This window comes from Pseudomonas sp. DE0010 (assembly GCF_007680745.1).
Taxonomy (GTDB): domain Bacteria; phylum Pseudomonadota; class Gammaproteobacteria; order Pseudomonadales; family Pseudomonadaceae; genus Aquipseudomonas; species Aquipseudomonas parafulva_B.
Genome location: NZ_VEJQ01000035.1, coordinates 1 through 23,723, shown reverse-complemented (window position 1 = coordinate 23,723; position 23,723 = coordinate 1). Strand labels below are relative to the sequence as shown.

The following is a 23,723-nucleotide window of genomic DNA, read 5'->3' as shown; positions in this document are numbered from 1 at the left end:
CATGCGACTGCCTGCACTCCTCCCGCTCACCGTTTGCTTGCTTGCCAGCCCTGCCCTGTATGCCGAAGACCTGCCCAAGGCGGTCCAGCAATTGCAAAGCAAGGGCGCCGTGATCAAGGGCAGCTTCGATGCGCCCAACGGCCTGCGCGGCTATGCCGCCGAGTACCAGAACAACCCCCTGGCCCTGTACCTCACCCCTGACGGCAAGCACGTGCTGGTGGGCAGCCTGTTCGACGAGCAGGGCCAGGACCTGAGCGCCGCTCCACTGGAGAAGCTGGTGTACGGCCCCATGACCCAGGCGTTCTGGCAAAAGATGGAAAAGTCTGCCTGGATCGCCGACGGCAAGGCCGATGCACCGCGCAAGGTCTACCTGTTCAGCGACCCCAACTGCCCGTATTGCAACATGTTCTGGGAACAGGCCCGGCCGTGGGTGGAATCGGGCAAGGTGCAGCTGCGCCACATCATGGTCGGTATCATCCGTGAGGACAGCCCAGGCAAGTCGGCAGCACTGCTCGCCGCCAAGGACCCCGCCAAAGCGCTGCAGCAGCATGAGAAAGCCGGCAAGGGCAGCACCCTCAAGGCCTTGGACAAGGTGCCGGCCGAGGTGCAGCAAAAGCTCGCCGCCAACATGGCCCTGATGCAGGAGATGGGCCTGCAGGCCACCCCGGCGATCTTCTACCAGGACAGTGAAGGCAAAGTGCACAGCCAGCAAGGGGCGCCGCGGCCGGAGATGTTGGGGACGATTTTGGGTAAGCGGTAACCGGGCATGAGCGCGGGATCGGCTTGGCGCGGTAGTCGATCCCTCATCGGCACAGACCAGAGCCCAAGCCTCGTTCGAGATTTTGTACCGCTTCGCTATCATAGGATTCCTTTGCGTTGATGGCTGAGGAATCTGAAAAAAACCCTTTCGACGGCAGCGCAATGACCGGGTTTCTACGAATTTCGTACAGAGCCTAGAAACGAGAAATTGGATTGGGTACTTGAAGATTTGTACCCGCCCGATTATCGAGGCCATCAAGCGCTGCGCAAGCTGGGCCGATTGCAGCTTCACCTGGTATTTATGTCAGTTGTCGTGCGGCAGTAGTGTTGAGAAACTGGCAACCTACCTATCTGCTCACACGGGTTTCTAAAATGATGGTAAGTACTGACACTAAGTTGATGTTTTACCAGAACGGTAAGCTAATGACAGTGCGAGGAGACCGAAGCACACGCACCGCCTTCCGTGCGGGTCATCAACCTTTGGCAGAGACAAGCACTGACATTCAGTGCCATCCACTCCTGCTATTCACGGATGGGAAGGGTTCAGCACTTGCAACAAAGAGCAGTCAACAATCAGAATCCCATGCACATTCCCCCTACGGACACACATCACCACCATCACGAACACTGACAAACTTCAACGGCGAAAACTTAGAATTACATACGCAATGTTACTTACTGGGCAATGGATACCGCGCTTTCAGCCCCTCTCTAATGCGATTTATATCACCTGATAGTTGGAGTCCTTTTGGGGCGGGCGGAATTAATGCCTATATGTATTGCGCAGGCGATCCGATCAATCACACCGACAGGTCCGGACATATAAAGTTTTGGTTTACGAGAAGAAGTAAATCTAACGGAGTTATTATTCCCGCTCTTGTCGATGCGGCGAAAACCCATCAATCAATTTCAAGGGCCCTAGTGTCTCCTAACTTCGGCGCACCACCAACCTATGATCAAGCCAAAATTATGCATCAAGCAACAGCTATAACTGACTTATATAATGCATTTGCAAAAGACGTTAGAGAGAAAAGCAAAGCTATTCCTATACACCACCCTATCTACGGTTCGCAGCCTCCTCATTATACGACTAGACGTTACTCGGGTCAGTGGATTCTGGACGTGACCTTGAGCCACAGAGATACGACATCACCACTTAGCGACATCGAATATGGAGCTCAATTGGACTCGATTAGTGCGACCGCGTTTGGAGCCGGCATTGACGCAAATGGCCTGCCCCTTCCCGGCCGCAACACTGACACAATGTTCACACGAGATTCCTATTTCCACGAATTAAACCTAGATGCGCTTGCCTTGGACTTTCGGCGCGAGAAAACATCGTATTTTGATAAACTCATGTCATCTGTGCGATCTAATTAACTACAAACCCACTGCATGAGCGCTGCCAACCGTACTAACGCAACAGATTTGGGTGCCGCAAGCATGCCATCCGTGATGCGATCAAAGAACAGCTCGAAATCGTTCCGATGCAGATCTGTGTGATCAAGCACATCCGTAAGATTTACGGTTGCCGTGACTTCGAAGCCGCACCAGTGACAGCCGACAAGCCAGCTCAATGGATCGAGAAGAGCATGGCCAGCTTCAGCGTACTGGCCATGCTGCTGACCACTAAAGTACGTCGATGGTCTACCCCTTCATTGTTACCACCAGGTACTGGGGCCGCCAGGCATCGATATTCCAAGGCACACTTTGGCGCGTTGAGTCATCCAGTGCAGGAACAATTCCAGCCGCTGCTGAACGTGATGCGCGACAGTTTGCTGGCCAGCCAGGTCATCTACTGCGACGAAACCCGTGTTCAGGTATCGGAAGAGTCTGACAGTGAGCCACGCAGTCAACACTGGATGTGGGTATAAACGGGTGGCCTGCGAGGCAGGGGCCTGGCTGCGCCACGCACTGGAACAGCTAACGCATGCGTCGACAGTTGGTGACTACGAATCGCTGTTGCCGTGGAACTGTGAGCCCGTAGTGCCACGATATACTGAAACCTCACCTTGCGGGCAGGTGGGGTTCATGGAGCGGCGCAGTGAACACGCTTGAGAAAGGTGAAGACGGGTAAGCGCTCCATAAACCCCACCTACTCAAAGATGGGGCGGTGCGTCAGCGATGCCCTTGAGGCACGCAATTCCACGGCAGCAGGGCTTCGTAATCCTCCACCGAGGACGCCTGCGGCAGGTGTTCCAGTGCGTGGCGCAGCCACGCATTGGGCTCTTGGCCGTTGGCTTTGGCGGTTTCGACCAGGCTGTAAAGCTGGCCGCTGGCAGAGGCACCTTTGGGCGTGTCACTGAAGAGCCAGTTCTTTCTACCGATGACAAACGGGCGAATGGCGCGCTCGGCAGCGTTGTTGTCGATCGGCAAGTATCCGTGTTCGACGTAGCGTTCCAATTTGCTCCAATTGCTGGCCAAGTAGCCGATAGCTACGCCCAAGGCATTCTACGATGTCACCTGAGGTTGCGTTTTCTCGACCCAGCTTTTCAGCTGAGTCAGCAATGGCAAACTGCGCTCCACGCGGGCAGCTTTACGAACTTCATCGCTGCTGTCCTTCAAGTCGCGCCCGACGCCATAGAGCTTGTTGATCAGGTTCAACGCCATGTCAGCGCGTCCGGTCTTGCCCTTGGGCTGTACTTTTTGTGCCTCAACGAACTTGCGCCGCGCATGTGCCCAGCAGCCTAGGCGCTCAACGCCATCCTGCGCTCCGAGAGCGTTGTAGCCAGCATAATCATCGGTCATCACATAGCCGCGATACCCATCCAGCAGGCGAGTCGGTACCTCCTGCGCTCGGCTGGTAGAGTAGTCGAAAAGGATGACTGGCTTATCGGGCGGGCCGCCAATTTGTACCCACATCCAGGATTGGCTACTCGGTTCGCGGTCAAGCTCTTTCAATACCTGTACCCGAGTCTCATCGCAATGAATGATGCAGCTATTCAACAAGCTGTCGCGCATCAGGTTCAGCAGCGGCTGAAAGTGCTCGCCGCACTGGATGACCCAACGTGCCAAGGTTTGACGCGAGATATCGATGCCGTGACGACCGAGCACTTTCTCGAAACGATGAAGTGGCACGCCGCCCACGTATTTGGTGGTCAACAACATCGCCAGCACGCTGGGGCTGGCCATGCTTTTTTCGATCATCTGAGCGGGTTTATCCGCAGTCACCGGCGCTGACTCGCAGTCGCGGCAGCCATAAACCTTGCAGATGTGCTTGATGACCCGGAGCTGCATCGGGACAATTTCGAGTTGCTCGCTGACTTCTTCGCCAATGGCGTGCTTGCGGCAGCCGCACGCACACGTCAGCTCGTGCTCAGGCAGTTCATGGAAGACCTCGACACGCGGCAGATCACTGGGCAGTGGCTTGCGTTTGCCGCGGCGCTTGCTCGGTGCAATAACTTCTTCATCAGAAGCCTCGTCAGCCGGCTCTGCCAGGCTTTCTGCCTCGTCAAAGAGAGGGAGTTGGGGCGTAGCCGAATCGTTGGTCTGCTCTGTCTTACGGCCGAATAACCGCTGGCGGAGCAGCGCCACCTCTTCTTCCTCAAGGAATTTAACCTAATCAGATGTCGAGTAGCCGGGCGCAATTGAGCGGAATGAACCAGGAGATATTTACAATTTGAAACGGTTTGAAAGGTAATTTCCCTCCCCCTTCGTATCAGTTCTATTTATCTGAAAACCGAACCATCAGACGTAGCAAACCAATAGTTCCGACTACGAAAAAGGCAATGAGCTACTTTCAACGAAGACTTTTCCCACAAGTTGAGTGTTTCATGATTCATCACTAGGAAGACCCTCTCAGAAGAATCCTACTTCCCGAGAATTTTTTAAAGCACTATCCAGCCTGAACAAGAAAGAATAATAAAATATAAATTTTGACATCGCTGAATATTCTGACTAAACCCAGTTGACCCCGACTTCCGGGGCATTCTTAGGCGTTGTTATGGATACTCAATTTGGTTTTTCTCTAGTCAGCCTCAAGGGTGAAACAGGCTGTGATATGGAGGCCGAGTTCTTCGGTGGCTCAGGCGGCGCGGGTGGCTGTGGCGGGAGCGGTGGCTGCGGAGGAGGCGGCGGATGTAGCGGTGGTAGCGGTGGCAGCGGCGGTAGCGGTGGCAGCGGCGGTAGCGGTGGCAACGCACTCACTCAAGTGGAAGTAAACGACCGAACAATCCGCCAATAGGTATATCGGCGCGAGGGTGCGCCGGTATACCTCTGATCGAGACCTAGAATATGAGCTCAATAAGAATATATAATTACGAAATTCTTAACTTTGATCCAGAACCGGTGATTTTCTCGGCAGCAGGCTTCACACGCATCACTGAACCTAAATTGGTAACTGCATTAAACCACTTAACTGAATTTAACTCACAACTCATACATCACAATGAACTTCAAGATCTCCTGACAAACAATTCACTCGAACCAGAACCTACAATCGAATTCCTGAAGTCTCTGTCAATCATCAAAGAATCACAGCAACCACCACACATTGAGCGCATTGTTTTGTGGTTAGACTGGGAATTGCCAAGCGCCGTTGAAGACTGGCTAATAGAAAGTAGTAGCGGATTACTGAGCATCGTACACAACTGCCAACTAAGCACCGAAAATAGAGTAAATCCTACATTATTCATTCTCGCTCACAGCAAGCTAAAGCCAGCAAGCGCGAGGAAAACTTATTTTGAACTAGCCAAAAATAATCCCGATGGTGCCATTAGCATTGGCTTCGTCAGCAATCACTACTTCCACCTTACGGAAGCTTACGTACCCTCCATCGGAAATCCATGTGCTTTTTGCACACTGGATAGAATTGCCCACTACGAAACTATTCGCGGAAGCAATCACCAGTGGAGCCAAATATGGAAGTTTTGCAATACAAGCAATGTCGATCTTCCAAGGACACATTTGAATCCCTTACAGAGCGCTTTGATTCTAGGCGCCATTGGCGACTTTGCCTCGAGGTTCACCCACCTACCAAAATCAGGTATCACGCAGGACGCTTTCTTACTTTCAAAGACGTTAAATCTAACTGATGGATCACTCATAGAAGAAAGTAGCATTCACTGGCCACTGTGTGAATGCATTGGAGATAAACCATAAGCCTGTCACACGACCACTATATGAGGTACATATCTTTCCAAACACTTGAAGAAACACTGACCTTTAATTCCAAGGGGAATTATGTCATAAACAAGATCAATCGCCACGCGACAAGACTTCATCAGATCCCTGATAAAGAAATTGCAGCAATGGCAGGAAACGAACTACTCCTAAATATTCTAGAAACTGATACTACACTTCATCCAGAACAGCTTGCCCCCTTACCCCCTGAACACCCACTTCACAGAAATGAATCATGCACGCATTTCTCACAGAGGGCGATTGACTTTTCACTCATCCAAGCACTGGCTGCGCCCATTGTCAGAAAACATGATCATGCATATAAGCGTGGGTATCCTAGTGGAGGCGCACTTTATCCTGTAGAGGTTTTTTTTGTAAACCTCAACCATGATTCAAATAGCTGGCCCGGATCATGCGACGTTTTACATCTTTTACCCAACTCAAGAAGCTTTGAAGTCCACAGCCCTGACATCAATATGGCCGATGTCACATCAGCTATTCTCCCTCTTGATCAAGAAATTGGAGCACCCTCGGCAGCACTCATTTTCCTCGCCTACCTTCCAAAAGCGCTATGCAAGTATAAACAGCGTGGCTATCGACTAGGCTCTGTGTGAAAAGTCTTGAGACGAAGGTCAGGCAAGGCGAAAACAGCCGAGGAAGCGGAGTTTACGTGTTGTAAATGAGCATTCCGAGGCTGTTTTCAACGCAGCATCACCGAGTATCAAGGCTTTTCACACAGAGTCTAGCAGCAATGGAGGCTGGCTCCATGTACATGCTGGTGGATTTGCAGTGCAAAGCGCTCAACCTCAGAAGTAGACCCTGGTCAGGATTTACCGACTATCAAGTGACGCAGGCTTTAAACCTCAATCCTGGATTGTTTATACCTCTGTGCGTACAATTCATAGGGTGAATCATGAATCACTATAATGAAATACATTTTCAGTTACTGCCCGATTTTGAATTTCATAGACCTGCTGCGGTTAAGCATCTACCTCACAGCGTAGAATGCGGGAGTCGTTGGCGTACGAATGGCTCAAGCGCCGGTTGGAACAGCGAGGTGGTCAAAGCTGCAACTGGCGAGCATTTAGAGCGTAAGCACTTTTATCTGGACATTGCGGTCAGCGATAAAAATCCAATCAGTCAAGGGCTGTATCCAAATGAGACCGCTGCGCTGACTTCAGCAATAGCTCAAACCGCAAAAGACAACTCAAAGACCGAAATATCCTCGCATCTATTTGACAGGACAGAGGTGTATCGAATCGTTGACCTCTCTCGCTGCTCGATACCTACAGCCCTCATCACACTAAACTCATGCACAGACATTGATGATAACAGGTTTTACCCTAATAGAGACACCTGCGGATGTAGCGCACATTCAAGTCTCGAATTAGCAATACTGGGCGCTATCAAAGAAGCACTGGAAAGACAGTTTTTCCTCAGATGCTGGCTGACAAAAACTTGTTCTAATGTCATCTCCTTGAGCGAAGCGACCTCGGTGCTATCCGGTCGTGCAAGCAAGAAGCTCCTGAAAGCGCTTTCTAACGCTGGCGACATCGCGTTCTTGGATCTTACAGATAAAAGATTTCCAGGTCGCTGTGTTCTAGCATGTTATGGCGACGACTCAGCTAAAACTAAGCCTGTCAGATTCTGCGCCGGAATGTCCTACGCCTCTGATCTTGAGAGCGCACTGGAAAAATCATTGATAGAGCTCTGGCAAACCTTTCGCTACATGCATTCATTCTTCTCCACAGCCAAAGATATTAATGCAGTTGAAGATTCATATTTGCGCCACTTCTTATCATGCAATCGATACTCAACCTATAGCGCGATGACTTCCGTCACTTCCACATCCCCGCAGTGCGATAATGAGCATGCTCAGCAAAATTTTGATACTGCTACGCTTATGCGTACGCTAAAAACTCTTAAATTCGATGGTTATCTTTATGTGACCACCACGGTCTGCGCAGAAAGAATTGTTTATTTTTGTAAGTACACATCTCCAAATCTCTTTCTACATATGAATAATTCGTCGCACTTCAACCTGCATAACAGATACTCTCAAGACTTCCAAGACCAATTCATCGTCGAACAACTCAATACGATGGTACCTTTCCCATGACAGCAAAAAAAAACACAACAAAACACACATTGGTCAGGCTTTTCCATATCTCCCTGATTCTTATAAAAGAGCATATCAGAGATACTTCCAGCTTTTTATGGACTTCAGCTGCACCCTGCATACTTTATTTCATTGTGGCCCGAACCTCAAACTTACCCTATCTGAAACAAGCGGGTTGGTTCTATGCCTACATATCTGCCAACGTCGCCTTTTTTGGATTCAGTTTTTACTTAATCGGCAGGAGAGAGAGCGGCTTTACCCGTTCTTTCATTTATCGAAAGGGGCCGATGCTATATTTTCTTACCGCTCAAATGATCAGCTATGCGCTGATGAGCTTAGTTTACGCATCACTATTCTATTTAATCACCAAACCGTTACATGGCTCATACTCACTACAAGAATACACGTTTATCCTTGCATGTTTTTCAACAAGTTATCTCGGCTTCACACTCATCGGCTTAATAATAGCCTCTCTCCCCCTCACGTTCAGCACGGCCGGCACCCTTTTCTCGCTTCTGTCATTCCTCATGCTCGTCTCAAGCTATCTCGGCGCTGCCACCGTTGAGTCCCAGCACCCTGTAGTCATGCTCCTTAACCCACTAATTGTGAGTACCCGGCTTTTTCACGGCGACCTCGCTCTCGGAATGGTCTTCCCACCCTTATTCATGCTGTCCATCATAGCGATCTACCTGACAGCCAAGCATTCTAGAATTCAACCGGTTTGGAGCCGTTACTGATGCGCCTACTAACCCTCACCGAACTTTCCTTCTCGTATCCAAAAAGGCTTTTGTTTCACAAGATAAATATCGACTTATCGCCCGGCGAAGCAGTGGGCATTCTAGGCTGCAACGGTGCCGGAAAGACCACACTGTTCGACATTATCAGTGGACTTCGGTACCCGACGGGTGGCGTGATTTGCAATAATGCTCGTCACCCCACCTACCTGACTCAGATCCTCACACCGCCTCCACAGCTTCGAATGGGGGAGGTTTACAAACTCATTACGCTTTTAAATATGCCAACATTGCTAAGCATTGATCAGGCCATCGTGCGCCTTGATGGGTGGTCTCCCGCATTGGGCCGGCGCTTTTCAGAGATTGCGCAAAAAAAGGCGTCCAAATGCAGTTACGGGGAAGTGCGCAGCTTCATCAGCTTGACGCTCTTGTTGACGGGCAGTGACTTGATCATGCTCGACGAGCCGACCGCGGGGGTAGATCCTGAATTTCGGCATTATATTTGGTTGGGCATCAAGAGCGCCTGCCGTGAGGGCGCCAGCGTCATGGTATCGTCCCATTACACACAGGAAATCGTAGATAACTGCACCCGCTTTTACATGCTCGCCCATCAACAACTTCAGGCTTTCGATAACGCAGATCAATTGCTTGCTCGGTACCAGGCCAACTCACTGGATGAGGCGTTTATAAAGGCGCTAGCTGTATGATCGGTCACGGAAGTCGTTATCACAGGCGCAGTGAACACGCTTGAGAAAGGTGAAGACGGCAGCTTGCGAGGCCCCCTTGAGCCGCGACCCGAGCGAGCCAGCTCGTGTCCTTAGGGCTGCGCAGCAGCCCCAAGGATTTCAGCCCCGCCAATCATCCGGCGTCGTCAGCCTTTGAACGAACGGGCGATTACCCATCGCCCGCCGCCCCTCAAAACCCTTCCAACTCCGCCATCAAGTCACTCAACCGGTCCACCTTGTCTTCATCCAGGGCGCTGCCCTGCAGTCCCTCCACGTACACGGCCAATTCCGCCACCGTGCTGCACTCGAACATCGCCCGCAATGGCACGTTCAGCTGAAGTTGCTTCTGCACCCGCGAGGCGATCTGGGTGGCCAGTAGCGAGTGCCCGCCCAGTTCGAAGAAGTTGTCGTGTACGCCAACCCGGTCGGCCTTGAGCACCTCGGCCCAGATACCGGCCAGCAGGCCTTCGAGCTCGCTGCGCGGTGCCTGATAGGCCTGGTTGTGCTGGTTGCCGATGTCGACGGCGGGCAGGGCCTTGCGGTCGAGCTTGCCGTTGGCGTTGTGAGGCAAGGCTTCGAGCCAGGCCCAGTGCAGGGGCACCATGTACTCGGGCAGCTCGGCGCGCAGGTGCGCCTTGAGCTGAGCGAGCACGGTGTCGTCGCCCTTGACCCCGTGGTGCGGCACCAGATAACCCACCAGATGCTTGCCGTTGACTCCATCCTGCACGGCCACCGCTGCATCGCGGACCTGCGGCTGCTCGTGCAGCCGGGCTTCGATTTCACCCAGTTCGATACGATAACCGCGAATCTTCACCTGGTGATCGATACGGCCCACGTACTCGAACACCCCGTCAGGTCGCTGGCGGGCCAGGTCGCCGGTGCGGTACACACGCTCGCCGGGTGCACCGTAAAGGTGGGGAATGAACGCCAATGCCGTGCGTGCCGGGTCGCCCACATAGCCTCGCCCCACGCCCGTACCCGCCACGCACAACTCACCCACGGCGCCCAGCGGCACCAGTTGCTGTTCATCGCCCAGCAGGTACAGCCGGTTATTGTCGGTCGGGGTGCCGATGGGCAAGTAGCTGCCCTGGGTGGAGGCGACATCGACACGGAAGAACGCTACGTCATCCGAGCATTCCGCTGGCCCGTAGGCGTTGACCAGGTCGATCCGTGGGTAACGCTGCAACCACTGCGCCGCCAACTCCGGTGGCATGGCTTCGCCGGTTGGCAGCATCCAGCGCAGGCCGTCCAGCGCCTGGTGTTCGTTGGCAAGCATGCTCTGGATCAGCGATGGCACGCTCTCAAGGACGGTGATGCCGGTGGCCTGCACATGGCTGAGCAGGCCCTGGGGATCGTGGGCAATGGCGTTGGGCACGATTTCGACCCGGGCGCCGAACAGCGGCGCGGCCAAAAACTGCCACACCGAAATGTCGAAGCTCTGCGACGCCGTCTGCGCGATGACATCGTGTTCGGCCAGCGCCAGGTAGGGCACCTTGCTCAGCTGGTTGTTGAGCATGCCGCGCTGTTCCACCATCACGCCCTTGGGCAAGCCGGTGGAGCCTGAGGTGTAGATCACGTAGGCGAGGTTGCCCGGGCCGCTGTAGACCTCAGGGTTGTGGCTGGCCGTGGTGCAGGTCTGGACGGTTTCCCACACCAGCAACTGGGGCCGTACGGCAGGGTCCATGGCTTGCAGCAAGGCCTGCCCCTGCTCGGCGCAGGCCGCGCTGCACACCAGCACTGGCGCGCGGCTGAGCTCAAGAATGCTTTGCAGGCGCGCCGTAGGCAGGCCTGGGTCCAGCGGCAGGTAACCGGCACCGGCCTTGAAGCTGCCCACGATCATGCCCAGCAGTGGCAAACCACGATCGGCCAGCAGGGCCACCGGCTGATCCACCCGGACACCCGCCTCGATCAGTGCATGGCCCAGGCGGTTCGCCGCCAGGTTCAGCCCGGCATAGTCGTACTCGGCGTCCAGGCACCGGGCCACGGTACGCTGGGGATGGGCGGCCACGCGCGTCTCGAACTGCGCGACATAGCTGTGCTCCAGGGGGTAGGCCCGCTGGGTGTTGTTGCATGTCTGGAGCAAGAAACGCTGTTCCTCGGCGCCCACCAGCGGCAACGCTTGCACTTGTCCGTCGAAGCCCTGGACCAGCGCCAGGAGCAGGCGTTTGAATTCGGCCAGCAAGCGCTCGACCGTCGGGTAGTCGAAGTAGCGCTGGTCGAACGAGAGGTGCAGGCCCAGGTCATCACCTGGGTAACAGACCGCGGTGAGCGGGAAATTGGTGTGGGTGCGGCCTGAGTCGGAGGTGGCATCCAGGTGCTGGGCGTGGGCGAGCACGGCGGTTTCCACCGGGGCGTTCTCGAACACGAACAGGCTGTCGAACAAGGGCTGGCCCTTGGGCAGTTCGCTGCACGCCTGGATGTCCACCAGTGGCAGGTATTCGTACTCGCGCAGTTCCATGTTGCGCTCCAGCAAACCCTGCAACCACTGGCGCACACTGCACCCCTGGCCGGCCGCTGGCAGCTGTACGCGCAGCACCACGCTGTTGATGAACAGGCCGACGGTGCGCTGCATCTGCGGCATGCTCACCGGCCGACCCGCCACGGTCACGCCGAAGGCCACGTCGCGCTCGCCGCTGTAGCGCGCCAGCACCAGGGCCCAGGCCGCCTGGGCGAAGGTGTTGACGGTCAACTGGTGGGCCTGGGCCAGCTCGCGCAGGCGAGCGCCCTCACTGACCGCCAGGCGTGTGTAGCAATCGCCGACGATCATGCCGCTGCCCGCATGCTCATGGCGCAGCGGGCGGTCGCTTGGCAGTGCCGTGGCGCGCTCGAAGCCGGCCAGGTTGGCTTGCCACCAGGCGCGCGCGTCGTCCAGCCCCTGGCGCTGCAGCCAGCCGATGTAGTCGCGGTAGCGCGGCGGCACCGGTAGTTGCGCCTGCCGGCTCTCGCCCAGCGCCTGGTAGATTTCGAAGAAATCGTTCATCAGCAGCGAGCGGCACCAGGCATCGATGAGGATGTGGTGGTTGCTCATCATGAACCAGTAGCGCGCATCGGCCACACGCACCAGGCGCAGGTGGAACGGCGGCGTGTGCAACACGTCGAAGCCGGCTTCGCGCTCCTGCTTGTGCAGGGCTTGCAAGCGAGCCTCCTGGTCGGCGTCGTCCAGGTCGCGCCAGTCCTGGTAATCCATGGCCAGTTGCCCGGGCTTGTGGATGATCTGCAGCATGGCCTCGCCGCTGTTCCAGCTGAACGAGGCGCGCAAGGCTTCGTGCCGCGCCACCACCTGTTGCCAGGCCAGGGCGAAGCGCTGGGGGTCGAGTGCGCTGTTGATGCGATAGCGATCCTGCATGTAGTACAGGCCGGTGCCGGGTTCGAGCAGGGTGTGCAGCAGCATGCCTTCCTGCATGGGGGTCAGCGGGTAGACGTCCTCGATCAGGTTGGCTGGCACGGGCAGCGCGTCGATCTGCGCCTGGGTAAGGTGCGCCAGGGGGAAGTCCGAGGGGGTGTAGCTGCCCTGCCCGTCTGCCAGGCAATGGTCGACCAGCGCTACCAGCTCTTGGCGATAGGCATTTGCCAGTGTGGCGATGGTGTGCGGTTCATAGCGTTCACTGCTGAATGTCCAGCGCAGTTGCAACGCACCGCCGTAGACCTGGCCATCGACACTCAGCCAGTTGGGCAGCGGCGCATCCGGGTCATGGGCCAGGCCCACCGGCGCGTCCAGCGGCGTGAACAGCGCGCCGTCGTCGAACTGCTGGTCGAACTGCCCAAGGTAGTTGAAGGTGATACGCGCTTGCGCCAGGGCCGCCATGTGCTCGCGCGTTGCCGGGTCCGCCAGGTAGCGCAGCACACCGTAGCCAAGGCCCTTGTGCGGCACCTGGCGCAACTGCTCCTTGATGTGCTTGATGGACGCCGCCAGAGCTTGGTCATCATCCCCTGCCAGGGGCGACAGGCTCAACGGGTAGGCATTGGTGAACCAGCCGACGCTGCGGGTCAGGTCCATGTCCTCGAACAACCCGTCGCGGCCATGGCCTTCCAACTGTACCAGCGCCTGCGGCTGACCCGTCCACTGGCACAGGGTGCGGGCAAGTGCCGTCAGTAGCAGGTCATTGACCTGGGTGTGGTAGGCCGCAGGCGCCTGCTGCAGCAACTGGCGGGTCTGCTGCGCATCCAGGCTGATGGTCACGGTACGGGCATGACGCTGCAAGTTACCGCCTTGTGGATGATCGCAGGGCAGCTCATGGCGTACCTCGCCCACTTGGGCCTGCCACCTGCCCAGCTCATCACGCAGCGAATCGCTGCTGGCATAGGCGGCCAGCCGCGCCGCCCAATCACCTGGGGCATGGGTCTTGGCCGGCAAGGCCTGGCCTCGGTACAGCGCCTGCAGGTCTTCGAGCAGGATGCGCCAGGAAACGCCGTCGACCACCAGGTGATGGATGGCCACTGCCAGGCGTTGCTCGCCCTCCCCGTCACTTACCAGCAAGGCACGGAGCAACGGACCGCGCTGCAGGTCGAGGCTGCGTTGCAGGTCGGTGTATAGCGCCTGGCAATCGTCCAGGTCGGCGACCGTGGCCGACCACAAGAGCTGTTGATCATCAGGCTGGGCGTACTCGCCCTGCCAATGGCCAGCCGCATCGCTGAAACGCAGGCGCAAGCTGTCGTGGTGCTCGACCAGGGCGGCCAGCGCGGTTTGCAGCCGGGTCTCGTCCAGCGGCATGCGGCATTGCAACAGCACGGCCTGGTTCCAGTGCTGCGGCTGCGCCAAGGCGCTGTCGAAGAACCAGTGCTGGATCGGGGTCAGCTGGGCGATACCCTGGCGCAGGCCTTGCTCAATGCTGTCGGTGGCCCGCACCGGCTGCACGATGGCCGCCAGGGCCTGGATGGTCTGGTGCTGGAACAGGTCGCGCGGGGTGAATTGCAGGCCGGCCTGGCGCGCACGGCTGACCACCTGGATCGACAGGATCGAGTCACCGCCCAGTTCGAAGAAATTGTCCTGAACGCCGACCTGATCGACGTTGAGCACCTCGCCCCAGACCTGCGCCAATTGCGCTTGCACATCATTGGCAGGCGCCTGGTACTGCTGGCGAGCCTGGTCGAGGTCGGGCAGCGGCAAAGCGCGGCGGTCCAGCTTGCCGTTGCCCATCAGCGGCAGGGACTCGAGTAGCACCAGGTGCGCCGGCACCATGTAGTCCGGCAGATGCTGATGGGCATGGGCCCTCACCGCCTCGCGCAGCTGTTGCTGGGCATGGGTGTCGGCAGCTGCGTACGGGCTTACGAGGTAGCCGACCAGTTGCCGTACGCCCTGCATGTCCACGGCGATGACCACCGCTTCATCCACATCGGCATGGGCCTGCAAGCGGCTTTCGATTTCACCCAGCTCGATACGGAAGCCGCGGATCTTCACCTGCTGGTCGGCGCGCCCGATGTACTCCACCAGGCCATCCTGGCCCAGGCGCACCAGATCGCCAGTGCGGTACAGGCGCCCGCCTGTGTGGCTGAAAGGGTCGGCGACGAAACGTTCGGCGGTGAGGCCGGGGCGGTCGTGGTAGCCCTGGGCCAGGCCAGCGCCGCCCACATACAGCTCACCGATGCCACCCTGGGGCAACAGGGCCAGGTCGTCATCGAGGATGTAGGCCGTGCGTTGACCGATCACCCGCCCGATGGGCACGCTGCCCAGGTCGGCCGCCAGTGTTTGCGGGGCCAGGGCGGCCAGCGGCATGACCACGGTTTCGGTGGGGCCATAGGCGTTGAACAGCTGATCAGGGATGAAAGCCTGGCGGATACGCTGCAGGTGCTCGCCGGTCAATGCCTCGCCCCCGGTGATCACCAGGCGCACCGGCAGGCACTCGCCCTGTAGGGCCAGATGCTGGGCCAACTGACTGCCGTAGCTGGGCGTGAAGCCCAGCACACTGACATTTTGCTCTCGCACCAGCTGGCAGATCTCGTCGGCGCCCCATTGCCCTTGGGCACGGATGACCACGCGTGCGCCACACAGCAGCGGCACCCATAGCCGTTCGCTGGCCGCGTCGAAATTGATGGAATAGAAATGCAGCTCGCAATCGTCGCTGCGCATGCCGAACGCCTCGATCACCGCCTGGCAGTGCATGGCGAACTCGCCATGGCTGACCACCACACCCTTGGGTTTGCCGGTGGAGCCGGAGGTGTAGATCAGATAAGCCGGGTGCTGCGCCAGGCTCACATCGTCCAGCGGCGCCTCGCTGTAGGCACCCAGCGTCGGCTGATCGTCTTCAAGGCTCCAGCAGGCCAGGTGCTCCGGCAGCGGCCCGAGGTCCTGCAGCAAGCGGCGTTGGCTAAGCAGCACGCCGACCTGGCTGTCCTCGATCATGTAGCGCAAGCGGTCCAGCGGGTACTCCGGGTCGAGCGGCACGTAGGCGCCGCCGGCCTTGAGTACAGCCAGCAGGCCGACGACCATGTCCAGCGAACGTTCGAGCGCCACGCCCACCCGCACCTGCGGGCCGACACCGCGCTCGCGCAAGGCACGGGCCAGGCGGTTGGCCTGCTGATCGAGCTCGCCGTAGCTCAGATGCTGGCCGGCGAACGTCAGGGCCCGTGCGTGTGGGTATTGGACCGCCTGGGCCGCGAACAGCCCATGCAGCGTATACCGCGCCGCACTGCTCGGCTCACCACACAGCTGCGCGACCAGCCCCTGCTGTTCGGCACCGCTGAGCATCGGCAGCTCGCACAGGCGTTGCTGCGGCTGATCCAGCAGACCGACCAGCAACTGCTGCCAGTGCGCAGCCATGCGCGCGATGCGTGGTGCGTCGAACAGGTCCTGGCTGTAGGTCAGGCAGCAGCCCAGGCGGCCATCGAGGTCCGTGACCTCCAGGTAAAGGTCGAACTTGGTGGCGGCTGCGTCGTTGACCAGGTAGTCCACCTGCATGCCGGCCAGCGTACGGCTTTGCTGGAAGGCCCAGCGCTGCACGTTGCACATCACCTGGAACAGCGGGTTGTAGGCGCTGCTGCGCGGTGGGTGCAAGGCCTCGACCAGTTGTTCGAACGGCAGGTCCTGGTGGGACTGCCCCTCGATGGCTGCCTGGCGCACCTGCTCGAGCACCTGGGCACCGGTCATCTGGCCGTCCAGCTCGCAGCGCAGCACCTGGGTATTGAGGAAGGCACCGATCAGCCCTTCGCTCTCGGGGCGGATGCGGTTGGCCACCGGGGCGCCGATGCGCAGGTCGCGCTGGCCGCTGTAACGATGCAGCAGCACGGCCAGGGTAGCGGTCATGGTCATGAACAAGGTCAGGCCACGCTGGCTATTGAAGGCGTGCACGCGCTGCACCAGCGCAGGGTCAAGCTCGAACCTGTAGAGCTCGCCCTTATGGCTTTGCACGGCAGGCCGAGGACGGTCGGTGGGCAGCGCCAGTACCGGGTGTTCCTGGCCCAGCCGCTGTTTCCAGTAGGCCAGCTGGCGAGCGCCCTCACCGCTGTCCAGCCATTGCCGTTGCCATACGCTGTAGTCCAGGTACTGGACGGGCAAAGGTGCCAGCGGCGACTCACGGTCGTCGACGAAGGCTTCGTACAGCTCGCCCAGTTCGCGGGCAAAAATGTCCATGGCCCAGCCTTCGGTGACGATGTGATGCAAGGTGAGCACGAAGACGTGTTCGCGCTCTTGCAGCTTGACCAAGCAGGCACGCAGCAGGGGGCCACTTTCCAGGTTGAACGCTTGGTGTGCCTGCTGGTCGGCCAACTGTTGCAGGCTGTGCTGGCGAGCAGCGTCGGGCAGTGCGCTGAAATCTTGCCAAGCCAGCTGCAGGTTGCTGTCGTCGGCCACGCACTGGTAAGGCACGCCCTCGATGCTGGGGAAGGTGGTGCGCAGGGTTTCGTGACGCACGATTAACGCGTGCAACGCCCGCTCGAAGGCATCCACATGCAAGGTTCCGCGCAGGCGCGCCATGCCACCGACGTTGTAGGCCGGGCTGTTGGGCTCCATTTGCCAGAGGAACCACATGCGCTGTTGCGAATAGGAAAGCGCCACCGCCTGACGGCGATCCACGCGCGGGATGTCACCTTGCGCATTGCGTTCACCGCTTGCCTGGATGCGCGCAACTTCGGTACAGAAAGCGCCCAGCTCGCTGGCGTCGAACAAGGCCTTCAACGGTAGTTCGACGTCGCAGGCCTGGCGCGTGCGCGAGACGATTTGCGTCGCCAACAAGGAGTGCCCGCCCAGGGCGAAGAAATCGTCCTGCAAGCCGACCTGGGGCAGGCCCAGCACTTCGCACCAGATGGCCGCGACCTGTCGTTGCAAGGGGCTGTGCGGCTCGATGTGTTCACGTTGCTGCCACACAGGCGCCGGTAATGCCTTGCGATCGACCTTGCCATTCGGGCCGAGCGGCATCTGCGCCAGCCACATGAGCTGTGCTGGCACCATGTAGGCCGGAAGCTGCCCGGCGAGTGCCGCAAGCAGGGGGCCCGATTCGGCGGTGCCACTGTAGTAACCCACCAGTTGTGCACCTACGGTGTCCTGGTGAACCTGCACCACCGCCTGCTCGACGCCGGCCTGGGCCAGCAGGCAGGCCTGCACTTCTTCGGGCTCCACACGGAAGCCGCGGACTTTCACCTGGTGGTCCAGGCGCCCCAGGTACTCGAGCGCCGGGTACTGCACCAACCAGCGCACTCGGTCGCCGCTTCGGTACAGGCGCTGGCCGTTGCCGCCGGGCTGGGGCACGAAGCGCTCGGCCGTCAGGCCAGGGCGGCCCAGGTAGCCACGGGCCAGGCCCGTGCCACCCAAGTACAGCTCGCCGGGTACGCCAGGTACGCTCAAGTGCAGCTCATCGTCCAGCACCTGGCACAACACATTGCCCAGCGGGCGACCCATGGGCGAATGCCCACCGTCGCTGGCGGTGCAATGCCAGTGGGTGACGTTGATGGCGGTTTCGGTCGGGCCGTAACGGTTGTGCAGCTGCACCTGTGGCAGCACCTGCAACACCCGATCCCGCAGGGCGGCCGGCAACGCCTCGCCGCCAGAGAACAGGCGGCGCAGGCTGCTGCAGCCTGCGGCCAGGGGCTCCTGCACGAACACCTGCAACAGAGGCGGCACGAAATGCAAGGTCGTCACGCCATGGGCCTGCACCAGCGCTGCGATGCGCTGCGGGTCGCGGTGCTCACCGGCACCGGCAAGCACCAGCTTGCAACCGGTGATCAGCGGCCAGAAACATTCCCACACCGAAACATCGAAACTGATCGGCGCCTTCTGCATCAGCACGTCGTCCGCGCCCAGTGCGTAGGTCGCCTGCATCCACTGCAGCCGCTCGGCGAGCGCCCCGTGGGTGTTGCCCACGCCCTTGGGCTGGCCGGTGGAGCCGGAGGTATAGATCACGTACGCCAGGTTGTCGGCGTCCAGGTGCAGCCGGGGCGGTTGGCTCGGCCAGTTGTCCAGGTGCAGTTGGTCCAGCGCGATCACGCCAACGCCCTGCACGTGCGGCAAGGTAGCCAATTGGCTGCTGTGGGTGAGCAGCAAGCCGGCGTTGCAGTCGGCCAGCATGTAGGCCAGACGCTCGGCCGGGTACTCCACGTCCAGGGGCACATAGGCGCCGCCGGCCTTGAGGATGGCCAGCAGGCCTACCAGCAGCTGGGGCGAGCGCTCGATGGCGATGGCCACGCAGGTATCGGGGCCAATGCCCTTGTCGCGCAGGTAATGGGCCAGGCGATTGGCCTGCTGATGCAGTTCGGCGTAGCCGAGGCTGCCGCCTTCCCACACCAGTGCGGTGCGCTGCGGGTGCAGGCGAGCCTGCTCGTTGAGCTGTTCGACCAGCAACTGTGGCGGCTGCGCAGCCGGCGCTTGCCCCCAGCCCAGCAACCGTGCGCGGCTCGCCTCATCCAGCAAAGGTACCTCGCCGATGGGCAGTTGCGGCGTTTCGCAGACGTGCTCGAACAGGCTCAACAGCTGCTGGGCAAGCCGCGCCACCGTGTCCTGCTCGAACAGCTCGCTGGCGTAGTCGAATGCCAGGCGCACACGGCCCTGATGGTCTTCTTCGCTGTGCAGTTGCAGGTCGAATTTGGCTTCCCGGCTGTGCCAGGGCAGTTCTTCGGCCAGCAGGCCCGGCAGGCGTCGCAACGCCGACAGGTCGCGCTGCTGGTGGTTGAACATGACCTGGAACAGGCCTTGTTCCCGGGCCTGGGGCAACGCCTCGACCAACTGCTCGAACGGCAGGTCCTGGTTGGCCTGTGCCTCCAGGGTGGCCTGGCGCACCTGGCCGAGCAATTCGGCGAACGGCAGCCGGCCATGGACCTGGGCGCGCAGCACCTGGGTATTGATGAAGAAACCCACCAGCCCTTGGCTTTGCAGACGCGAGCGGTTGGCATTGGGCACACCGACGCGGATGTCGGCCTGGCCGGTATAGCGGTGCAGCAGCGCCTGCCAGCCCGCCAGCAGCACCATGAACAGGCTGCAGTGGTGTTGATGTGCCAGGGCCTTGAGGGCCTGGGACAGGTGCGCGGGCACCTTCACGTTCAGGCGTGCGGCGTGGTTGCCACGGTCGCTGGCGTGGGGATGGTCGGTGCACAGGTCCAGGACCGGCGCTGCATCGTCCAGCTGATCGAGCCAGTAGGCGAGCTGACGCTCGGCTGCACCCTCTGCCAACCACGTGCGCTGCCAGTTGCCGTAGTCGGCGTAGCCCAGCCCGAGCGGGGTCAGCTTGGGTTCAAGACCCTGGCAATACGCCGCATAGAGGCGCGCCAGCTCGTCCATGAGCAGGGTGAGCGACCAGCCGTCGGCGGCAATGTGGTGCAGGGTGACCCAAAGCTGGTGATGCTCCTCGTCCAGATGGACCAGCGTCAGGCGCAGCAGCGGACCCTCCTGCAGATCGAACGGCAGGCACGCCTCGGCCTCTCGCTGGCTGTCGACCTGCTCAGGCGCTTGCCCCTGCAGGTCGAGCCGCTGAAGGTTCACCGGCAGGTCAGCCAGGATGCGTTGCACTGCCTGGCCGTCGACTTCGCTGAACACCGTGCGCAAGGCTTCGTGGCGGGCCACCAGCGCCTGCAGGGCGGCTTCCAGAGCAGGTTCGTCCAGGGCCCCGCGCAGTTGCAGGCCAGCAGGGATGTTGTAGGCAGCCGACTGCGGCTGCAGTTGCCAGAGCAGCCACAGGCGGTTCTGCGCCAGCGACTGGGGCAGTGGCCTGTCGCGGGGCAACAGCTCGATGGCCTCTGTTTGCTGGCCTTGGGCAAGGCTTGTGGCAACCGCCTGGGTATAGTCGGCCAGCACCGGGGCCTCGAAAAGGGTGCGCAGGCTCAGCTCGATGCCCAAGGCGTCAGCCAGCGCTGCCGTGACCTGGGTGGCAGCAATGGAGTTGCCGCCCAACAGCATGAAATGATCGTCCGCCGCCACCGCCTCGACCTTGAGGATGTCGCACCAGAGACGGGCGATTTGCGCCTGCAACCCGTCGCCGGTCACAGCCTGGGTGGCCGGCAAAGCGGGTTGGGGAAAGCGCGCGTAGCAATCGAGGGTGCCATCGTCCATGCGCAGGCGACAGGCCGAGCGCTGGAGTTTGCCGCTGGAGGTCTTGGGCAAGGCACCCGGGTTGAGCAAGAGGACCACGGCCGGGGCCTGGCGGCAGGCATCGGCGAGGACGTGACGAAGCGTTTTGATCAGAGCCTCGGGGGCTGTCGTCTTCTGCACGTTGCGGCTGATCTCCACCGCCACGCCAATGGCTTGCTCACCCTCGTGCTCGACGGCGAATACGGCCACCCTGCCCTTGCGCAGCGCAGGGACCTCACGCTCAAGGGTCTTTTCCAGGTCCTGCGGGTAGAGGTTCTGCCCGCGCACGATGAGCATGTCTTTCAGGCGACCGGTGACGAACACCTCGCCGCCGCGCATGAAACCCAGGTCGCCTGTGCGCAGCCAGCGCTGGCCATCCGCCTCGACGAACGTCTGGGCGCTGGCCTGGGCGTTGCGCCAGTACCCGTGGGCGATGCTTGGCCCGGCGGCCCAGATTTCCCCCACCTGGTTGTCCGCCAGCACCTGGCACTGCCCGGGGTCGACGATGCGTACCGCATGGCCTGGTTGTGGCCAGCCGCAGCTCATCACCACGCTGCCCTCGCCCGGCTCGGCGCGGTTTTCGGCAAAGGCCTGCGCATCGAGCGCCAAGGCGCCGATGCCCTCACCGCGGCGGCTGCCGCTGACGAACAACGTCGCCTCAGCCAGCCCGTAGCTGGCGAAGAAGCTGTGTGGCTTGAAGCCGCAGGCCTGGAAGGTGTCGGCGAAGGTGGCCAGGCTGTCCTGGCGAATCGGCTCGGAACCCGAGTAGGCCACCCGCCAGCGGCTCAGGTCGAGCCCGGCCAGTGAAGCCTTGCTGATCCGCTCGCTGCACAGGCGGTACGCAAAGTCAGGGCCGCCGCTGATGGTGCCGCCGTACTCACTGATAGCCTGCAACCACCGCAGCGGCCGCGCCAGGAAATAACCCGGCGACATCAGTACGCAGGGCACGCCGCTGAAGATCGGCTGCAGCAGCCCGCCGATCAGGCCCATGTCGTGGTAGAGCGGGAGCCAGCTGACGATCACGTCGTCAGGGTTCAGGTCGATACCAAAGCCGTGGCGGATCAGCTGTTCGTTCGCCACCAGGTTGCCGTGGCTGACCTGCACTCCTTTTGGCAGGGCCGTGGAGCCGGACGTGTACTGCAGGAACGCGATGTCATGGGGTTGCAATGCAGGCTCGCGCCAATCCGCCGCCCGTGCAGGATCGAGCCGGTCAACGGCCAGCAGCTCCGGGGCCTGCACGGCTTGCAGCGCCTCCAGGCCCTGAAGGCTTTCTTGCAATCGCGCGATGGTCAGCAGCAGGCGCGGCTCGGCGTCGTCGATGATCGAAAGCAGGCGCTCCTGATGGTGCTGACGCGCGGACTCCGGAGGGTAGGCCGGCACCGCGATGACGCCGGCATACAGGCAGCCGAAGAACGCCGCCACGTAGTCCGGGCCGCTGGGAAACAACAGCACGGCACGGTCCCCGAATGTGGCCCGCGCCTGCAGCGCGGCGGCGATGGCGCGGGCGCGCTGGTCGAGGGCCTGGTAGGTGAGCACGGCCTGTTCGCCGGGCGCATCGGCCAGAAAGCGCAAGGCGATCTTGTCCGGGCTCTGTACGGCGCGTTGCATCAGGGCCTGGACCAGCGAAGTCGGGAGTTCGAAGGCATGCGTCATGGGTGTTCCTGCCGGTGTCGGGTTGGGCGGGCCGGTGTGGCCACCTGCAGGGGCGGACAGCATCAGCGGCCAGGGATGTACAGAGGGGAACGGATGGCGGGGGGCAGAAATTAACGAAGCGCGGGTCAGGTGGAGAAAGACGGCGATGGCGGGTTAGCCAGGCGCAGCTATAGCCGTGGCGCCATCCTGCGGATACGCAAGCGGGTCGAGGCGAGACTTAGAACTGAAAGATACAGATACTAATTTCGTTTCGTATTTGACAATCATTATCATTCTGAATAGCTTGTCGCTCGTCCTAGGACGCGTCCTACCCCCAACGCGCTCTTTACCCTTTGCATCCAGGTGATTTCCATGGCGGAACAACTGTCCACAAGTAAGTGCGATTCACCACTGCTCCAAGCTTTCGTAGAAAACCGCAGCATCTTGCTCAAGATTGCCGCCCGCATTACCGGCTGCCGCTCGCGGGCCGAAGATGTGGTGCAGGATGCCTTCTTCAGGCTCGGCAGCGCTCCGCAGATCACCAGTTCGTTCAAGGCGCAGCTGAGCTATCTGTTCCAGATCGTGCGCAATCTGGCCATCGACCATTACCGCAAGCAGGCGATGGAGTTGAAATACGCCGGCAGCGAGGAAGAAGGGCTGAACGTCGTCCTGCAGAACGCCTCGCCCGAAGCCACCCACATCAACCTTGCGGCCCTGGACGACATCGCCCGCGCGCTAAACGACCTGCCGCCACGCACGCGCTATGCGTTCGAAATGTACCGCCTGCATGGTGTACCGCAGAAAGACATCGCCGTGGAACTGGGCGTCTCCCCTACCCTGGTCAACTTCATGATTCGCGATGCGATGGTGCATTGCCGGAAGATGACGCGCTAGGAACGGCGGGAAGGTGATTGGATGACTCGGTGCGGCATTGCTGGGGCGCCGGACCGGCCGCGATGAGCTGCGCAGTAGCCCCAGGATTTCAGCTCCGCGGCTGATATTGCCGGGGCCGCTGCGCGGCCCATCGCGGCCGGTCCGGCGCTCCGGCTAGGCCGCTTGTATGGTTAGACTTGAAGGGGTGGTGGGACGCTAAAGCCGATTCTGACTGTCAGCAGCAGTACAGACTGTGGGAGACATCGCCCCAC

At 59.9% G+C, this 23,723-nt stretch carries 10 protein-coding genes and 1 pseudogene; 9 read left to right on the top strand and 2 right to left on the bottom strand.

Going from position 1 to position 23,723, the window contains the following annotated elements; translation table 11 throughout:
• Position 1 precedes the first annotated feature (1 nt).
• The 3 genes from dsbG (at position 2) to FS767_RS20485 (ending at position 2,633) form a co-directional block, all read left to right on the top strand.
• The gene (dsbG, locus tag FS767_RS20495) at positions 2-760 is read left to right on the top strand and encodes a thiol:disulfide interchange protein DsbG (RefSeq protein WP_144967848.1); all 759 of its coding nucleotides are present in this window, start codon (positions 2-4) and stop codon (positions 758-760) included.
• Positions 761-1,131: 371 nt separating this feature from the next.
• On the top strand, positions 1,132-2,139 hold the full coding sequence (locus tag FS767_RS20490; RefSeq protein WP_178102756.1) for an RHS repeat-associated core domain-containing protein: 1,008 nt from the start codon (positions 1,132-1,134) through the stop codon (positions 2,137-2,139).
• A 68-nt stretch (positions 2,140-2,207) separates the two neighbouring features.
• On the top strand, positions 2,208-2,633 hold the full coding sequence (locus tag FS767_RS20485; protein ID WP_371921607.1) for a transposase: 426 nt from the start codon (positions 2,208-2,210) through the stop codon (positions 2,631-2,633).
• Positions 2,634-2,877: 244 nt separating this feature from the next.
• On the opposite strand, the pseudogene FS767_RS20480 reads toward FS767_RS20485, so the two are convergent.
• Positions 2,878-4,302: pseudogene (locus FS767_RS20480) on the bottom strand (IS66 family transposase); the annotation flags it as partial.
• A 690-nt stretch (positions 4,303-4,992) separates the two neighbouring features.
• Here FS767_RS20480 and FS767_RS20470 point away from each other — a divergent pair.
• The 5 genes from FS767_RS20470 (at position 4,993) to FS767_RS20450 (ending at position 9,440) form a co-directional block, all read left to right on the top strand.
• On the top strand, positions 4,993-5,859 hold the full coding sequence (locus tag FS767_RS20470) for an McbB family protein (protein ID WP_144967846.1): 867 nt from the start codon (positions 4,993-4,995) through the stop codon (positions 5,857-5,859).
• A 20-nt stretch (positions 5,860-5,879) separates the two neighbouring features.
• Positions 5,880-6,494, top strand: a complete 615-nt coding sequence (locus tag FS767_RS20465) for a SagB/ThcOx family dehydrogenase (protein ID WP_144967844.1) — start codon at positions 5,880-5,882, stop codon at positions 6,492-6,494.
• Positions 6,495-6,793: 299 nt separating this feature from the next.
• Entirely contained in the window at positions 6,794-7,999 is a 1,206-nt protein-coding gene (locus FS767_RS20460) for a YcaO-like family protein (RefSeq protein WP_144967842.1), read from the top strand.
• Positions 7,996-8,736, top strand: coding sequence for a hypothetical protein (locus FS767_RS20455; protein WP_144967840.1), 741 nt, complete (start codon positions 7,996-7,998; stop codon positions 8,734-8,736). The genes FS767_RS20460 and FS767_RS20455 overlap by 4 nt, the downstream gene beginning before the upstream one ends.
• Positions 8,736-9,440 (top strand): ATP-binding cassette domain-containing protein, encoded by a 705-nt coding sequence (locus tag FS767_RS20450; protein WP_144967838.1) that lies wholly within the window; start codon positions 8,736-8,738, stop codon positions 9,438-9,440. Before FS767_RS20455 ends, FS767_RS20450 begins: the two co-directional genes overlap by 1 nt.
• Before the next feature lie 208 nt (positions 9,441-9,648).
• Here FS767_RS20450 and FS767_RS20445 read toward each other — a convergent pair whose 3' ends face one another.
• Positions 9,649-22,599 carry a non-ribosomal peptide synthetase gene (locus FS767_RS20445; protein WP_144967836.1) on the bottom strand — a complete coding sequence of 4,317 codons (12,951 nt, stop codon included), beginning with the start codon at positions 22,597-22,599 and terminating at the stop codon, positions 9,649-9,651.
• Between the two features lie 351 nt (positions 22,600-22,950).
• Here FS767_RS20445 and FS767_RS20440 point away from each other — a divergent pair, with 351 nt between their 5' ends.
• Positions 22,951-23,472, top strand: a complete 522-nt coding sequence (locus tag FS767_RS20440) for an RNA polymerase factor sigma-70 (RefSeq protein WP_144967834.1) — start codon at positions 22,951-22,953, stop codon at positions 23,470-23,472.
• Positions 23,473-23,723 lie beyond the last annotated feature (251 nt).

Excerpts from the sequence above, each read along its gene's own strand:
- dsbG (WP_144967848.1), top strand. The coding sequence starts at position 2 with ATGCGACTGCCTGCACTCCTCCCGCTCACCGTTTGCTTGCTTGCCAGC.
- FS767_RS20465 (WP_144967844.1), top strand. The coding sequence starts at position 5,880 with ATGAGGTACATATCTTTCCAAACACTTGAAGAAACACTGACCTTTAAT.
- FS767_RS20455 (WP_144967840.1), top strand. The coding sequence starts at position 7,996 with ATGACAGCAAAAAAAAACACAACAAAACACACATTGGTCAGGCTTTTC.
- FS767_RS20445 (WP_144967836.1), bottom strand. The coding sequence starts at position 22,599 with ATGACGCATGCCTTCGAACTCCCGACTTCGCTGGTCCAGGCCCTGATG.
- FS767_RS20460 (WP_144967842.1), top strand. The coding sequence starts at position 6,794 with ATGAATCACTATAATGAAATACATTTTCAGTTACTGCCCGATTTTGAA.
- FS767_RS20450 (WP_144967838.1), top strand. The coding sequence starts at position 8,736 with ATGCGCCTACTAACCCTCACCGAACTTTCCTTCTCGTATCCAAAAAGG.
- FS767_RS20470 (WP_144967846.1), top strand. The coding sequence starts at position 4,993 with ATGAGCTCAATAAGAATATATAATTACGAAATTCTTAACTTTGATCCA.
- FS767_RS20490 (WP_178102756.1), top strand. The coding sequence starts at position 1,132 with ATGATGGTAAGTACTGACACTAAGTTGATGTTTTACCAGAACGGTAAG.
- FS767_RS20440 (WP_144967834.1), top strand. The coding sequence starts at position 22,951 with ATGGCGGAACAACTGTCCACAAGTAAGTGCGATTCACCACTGCTCCAA.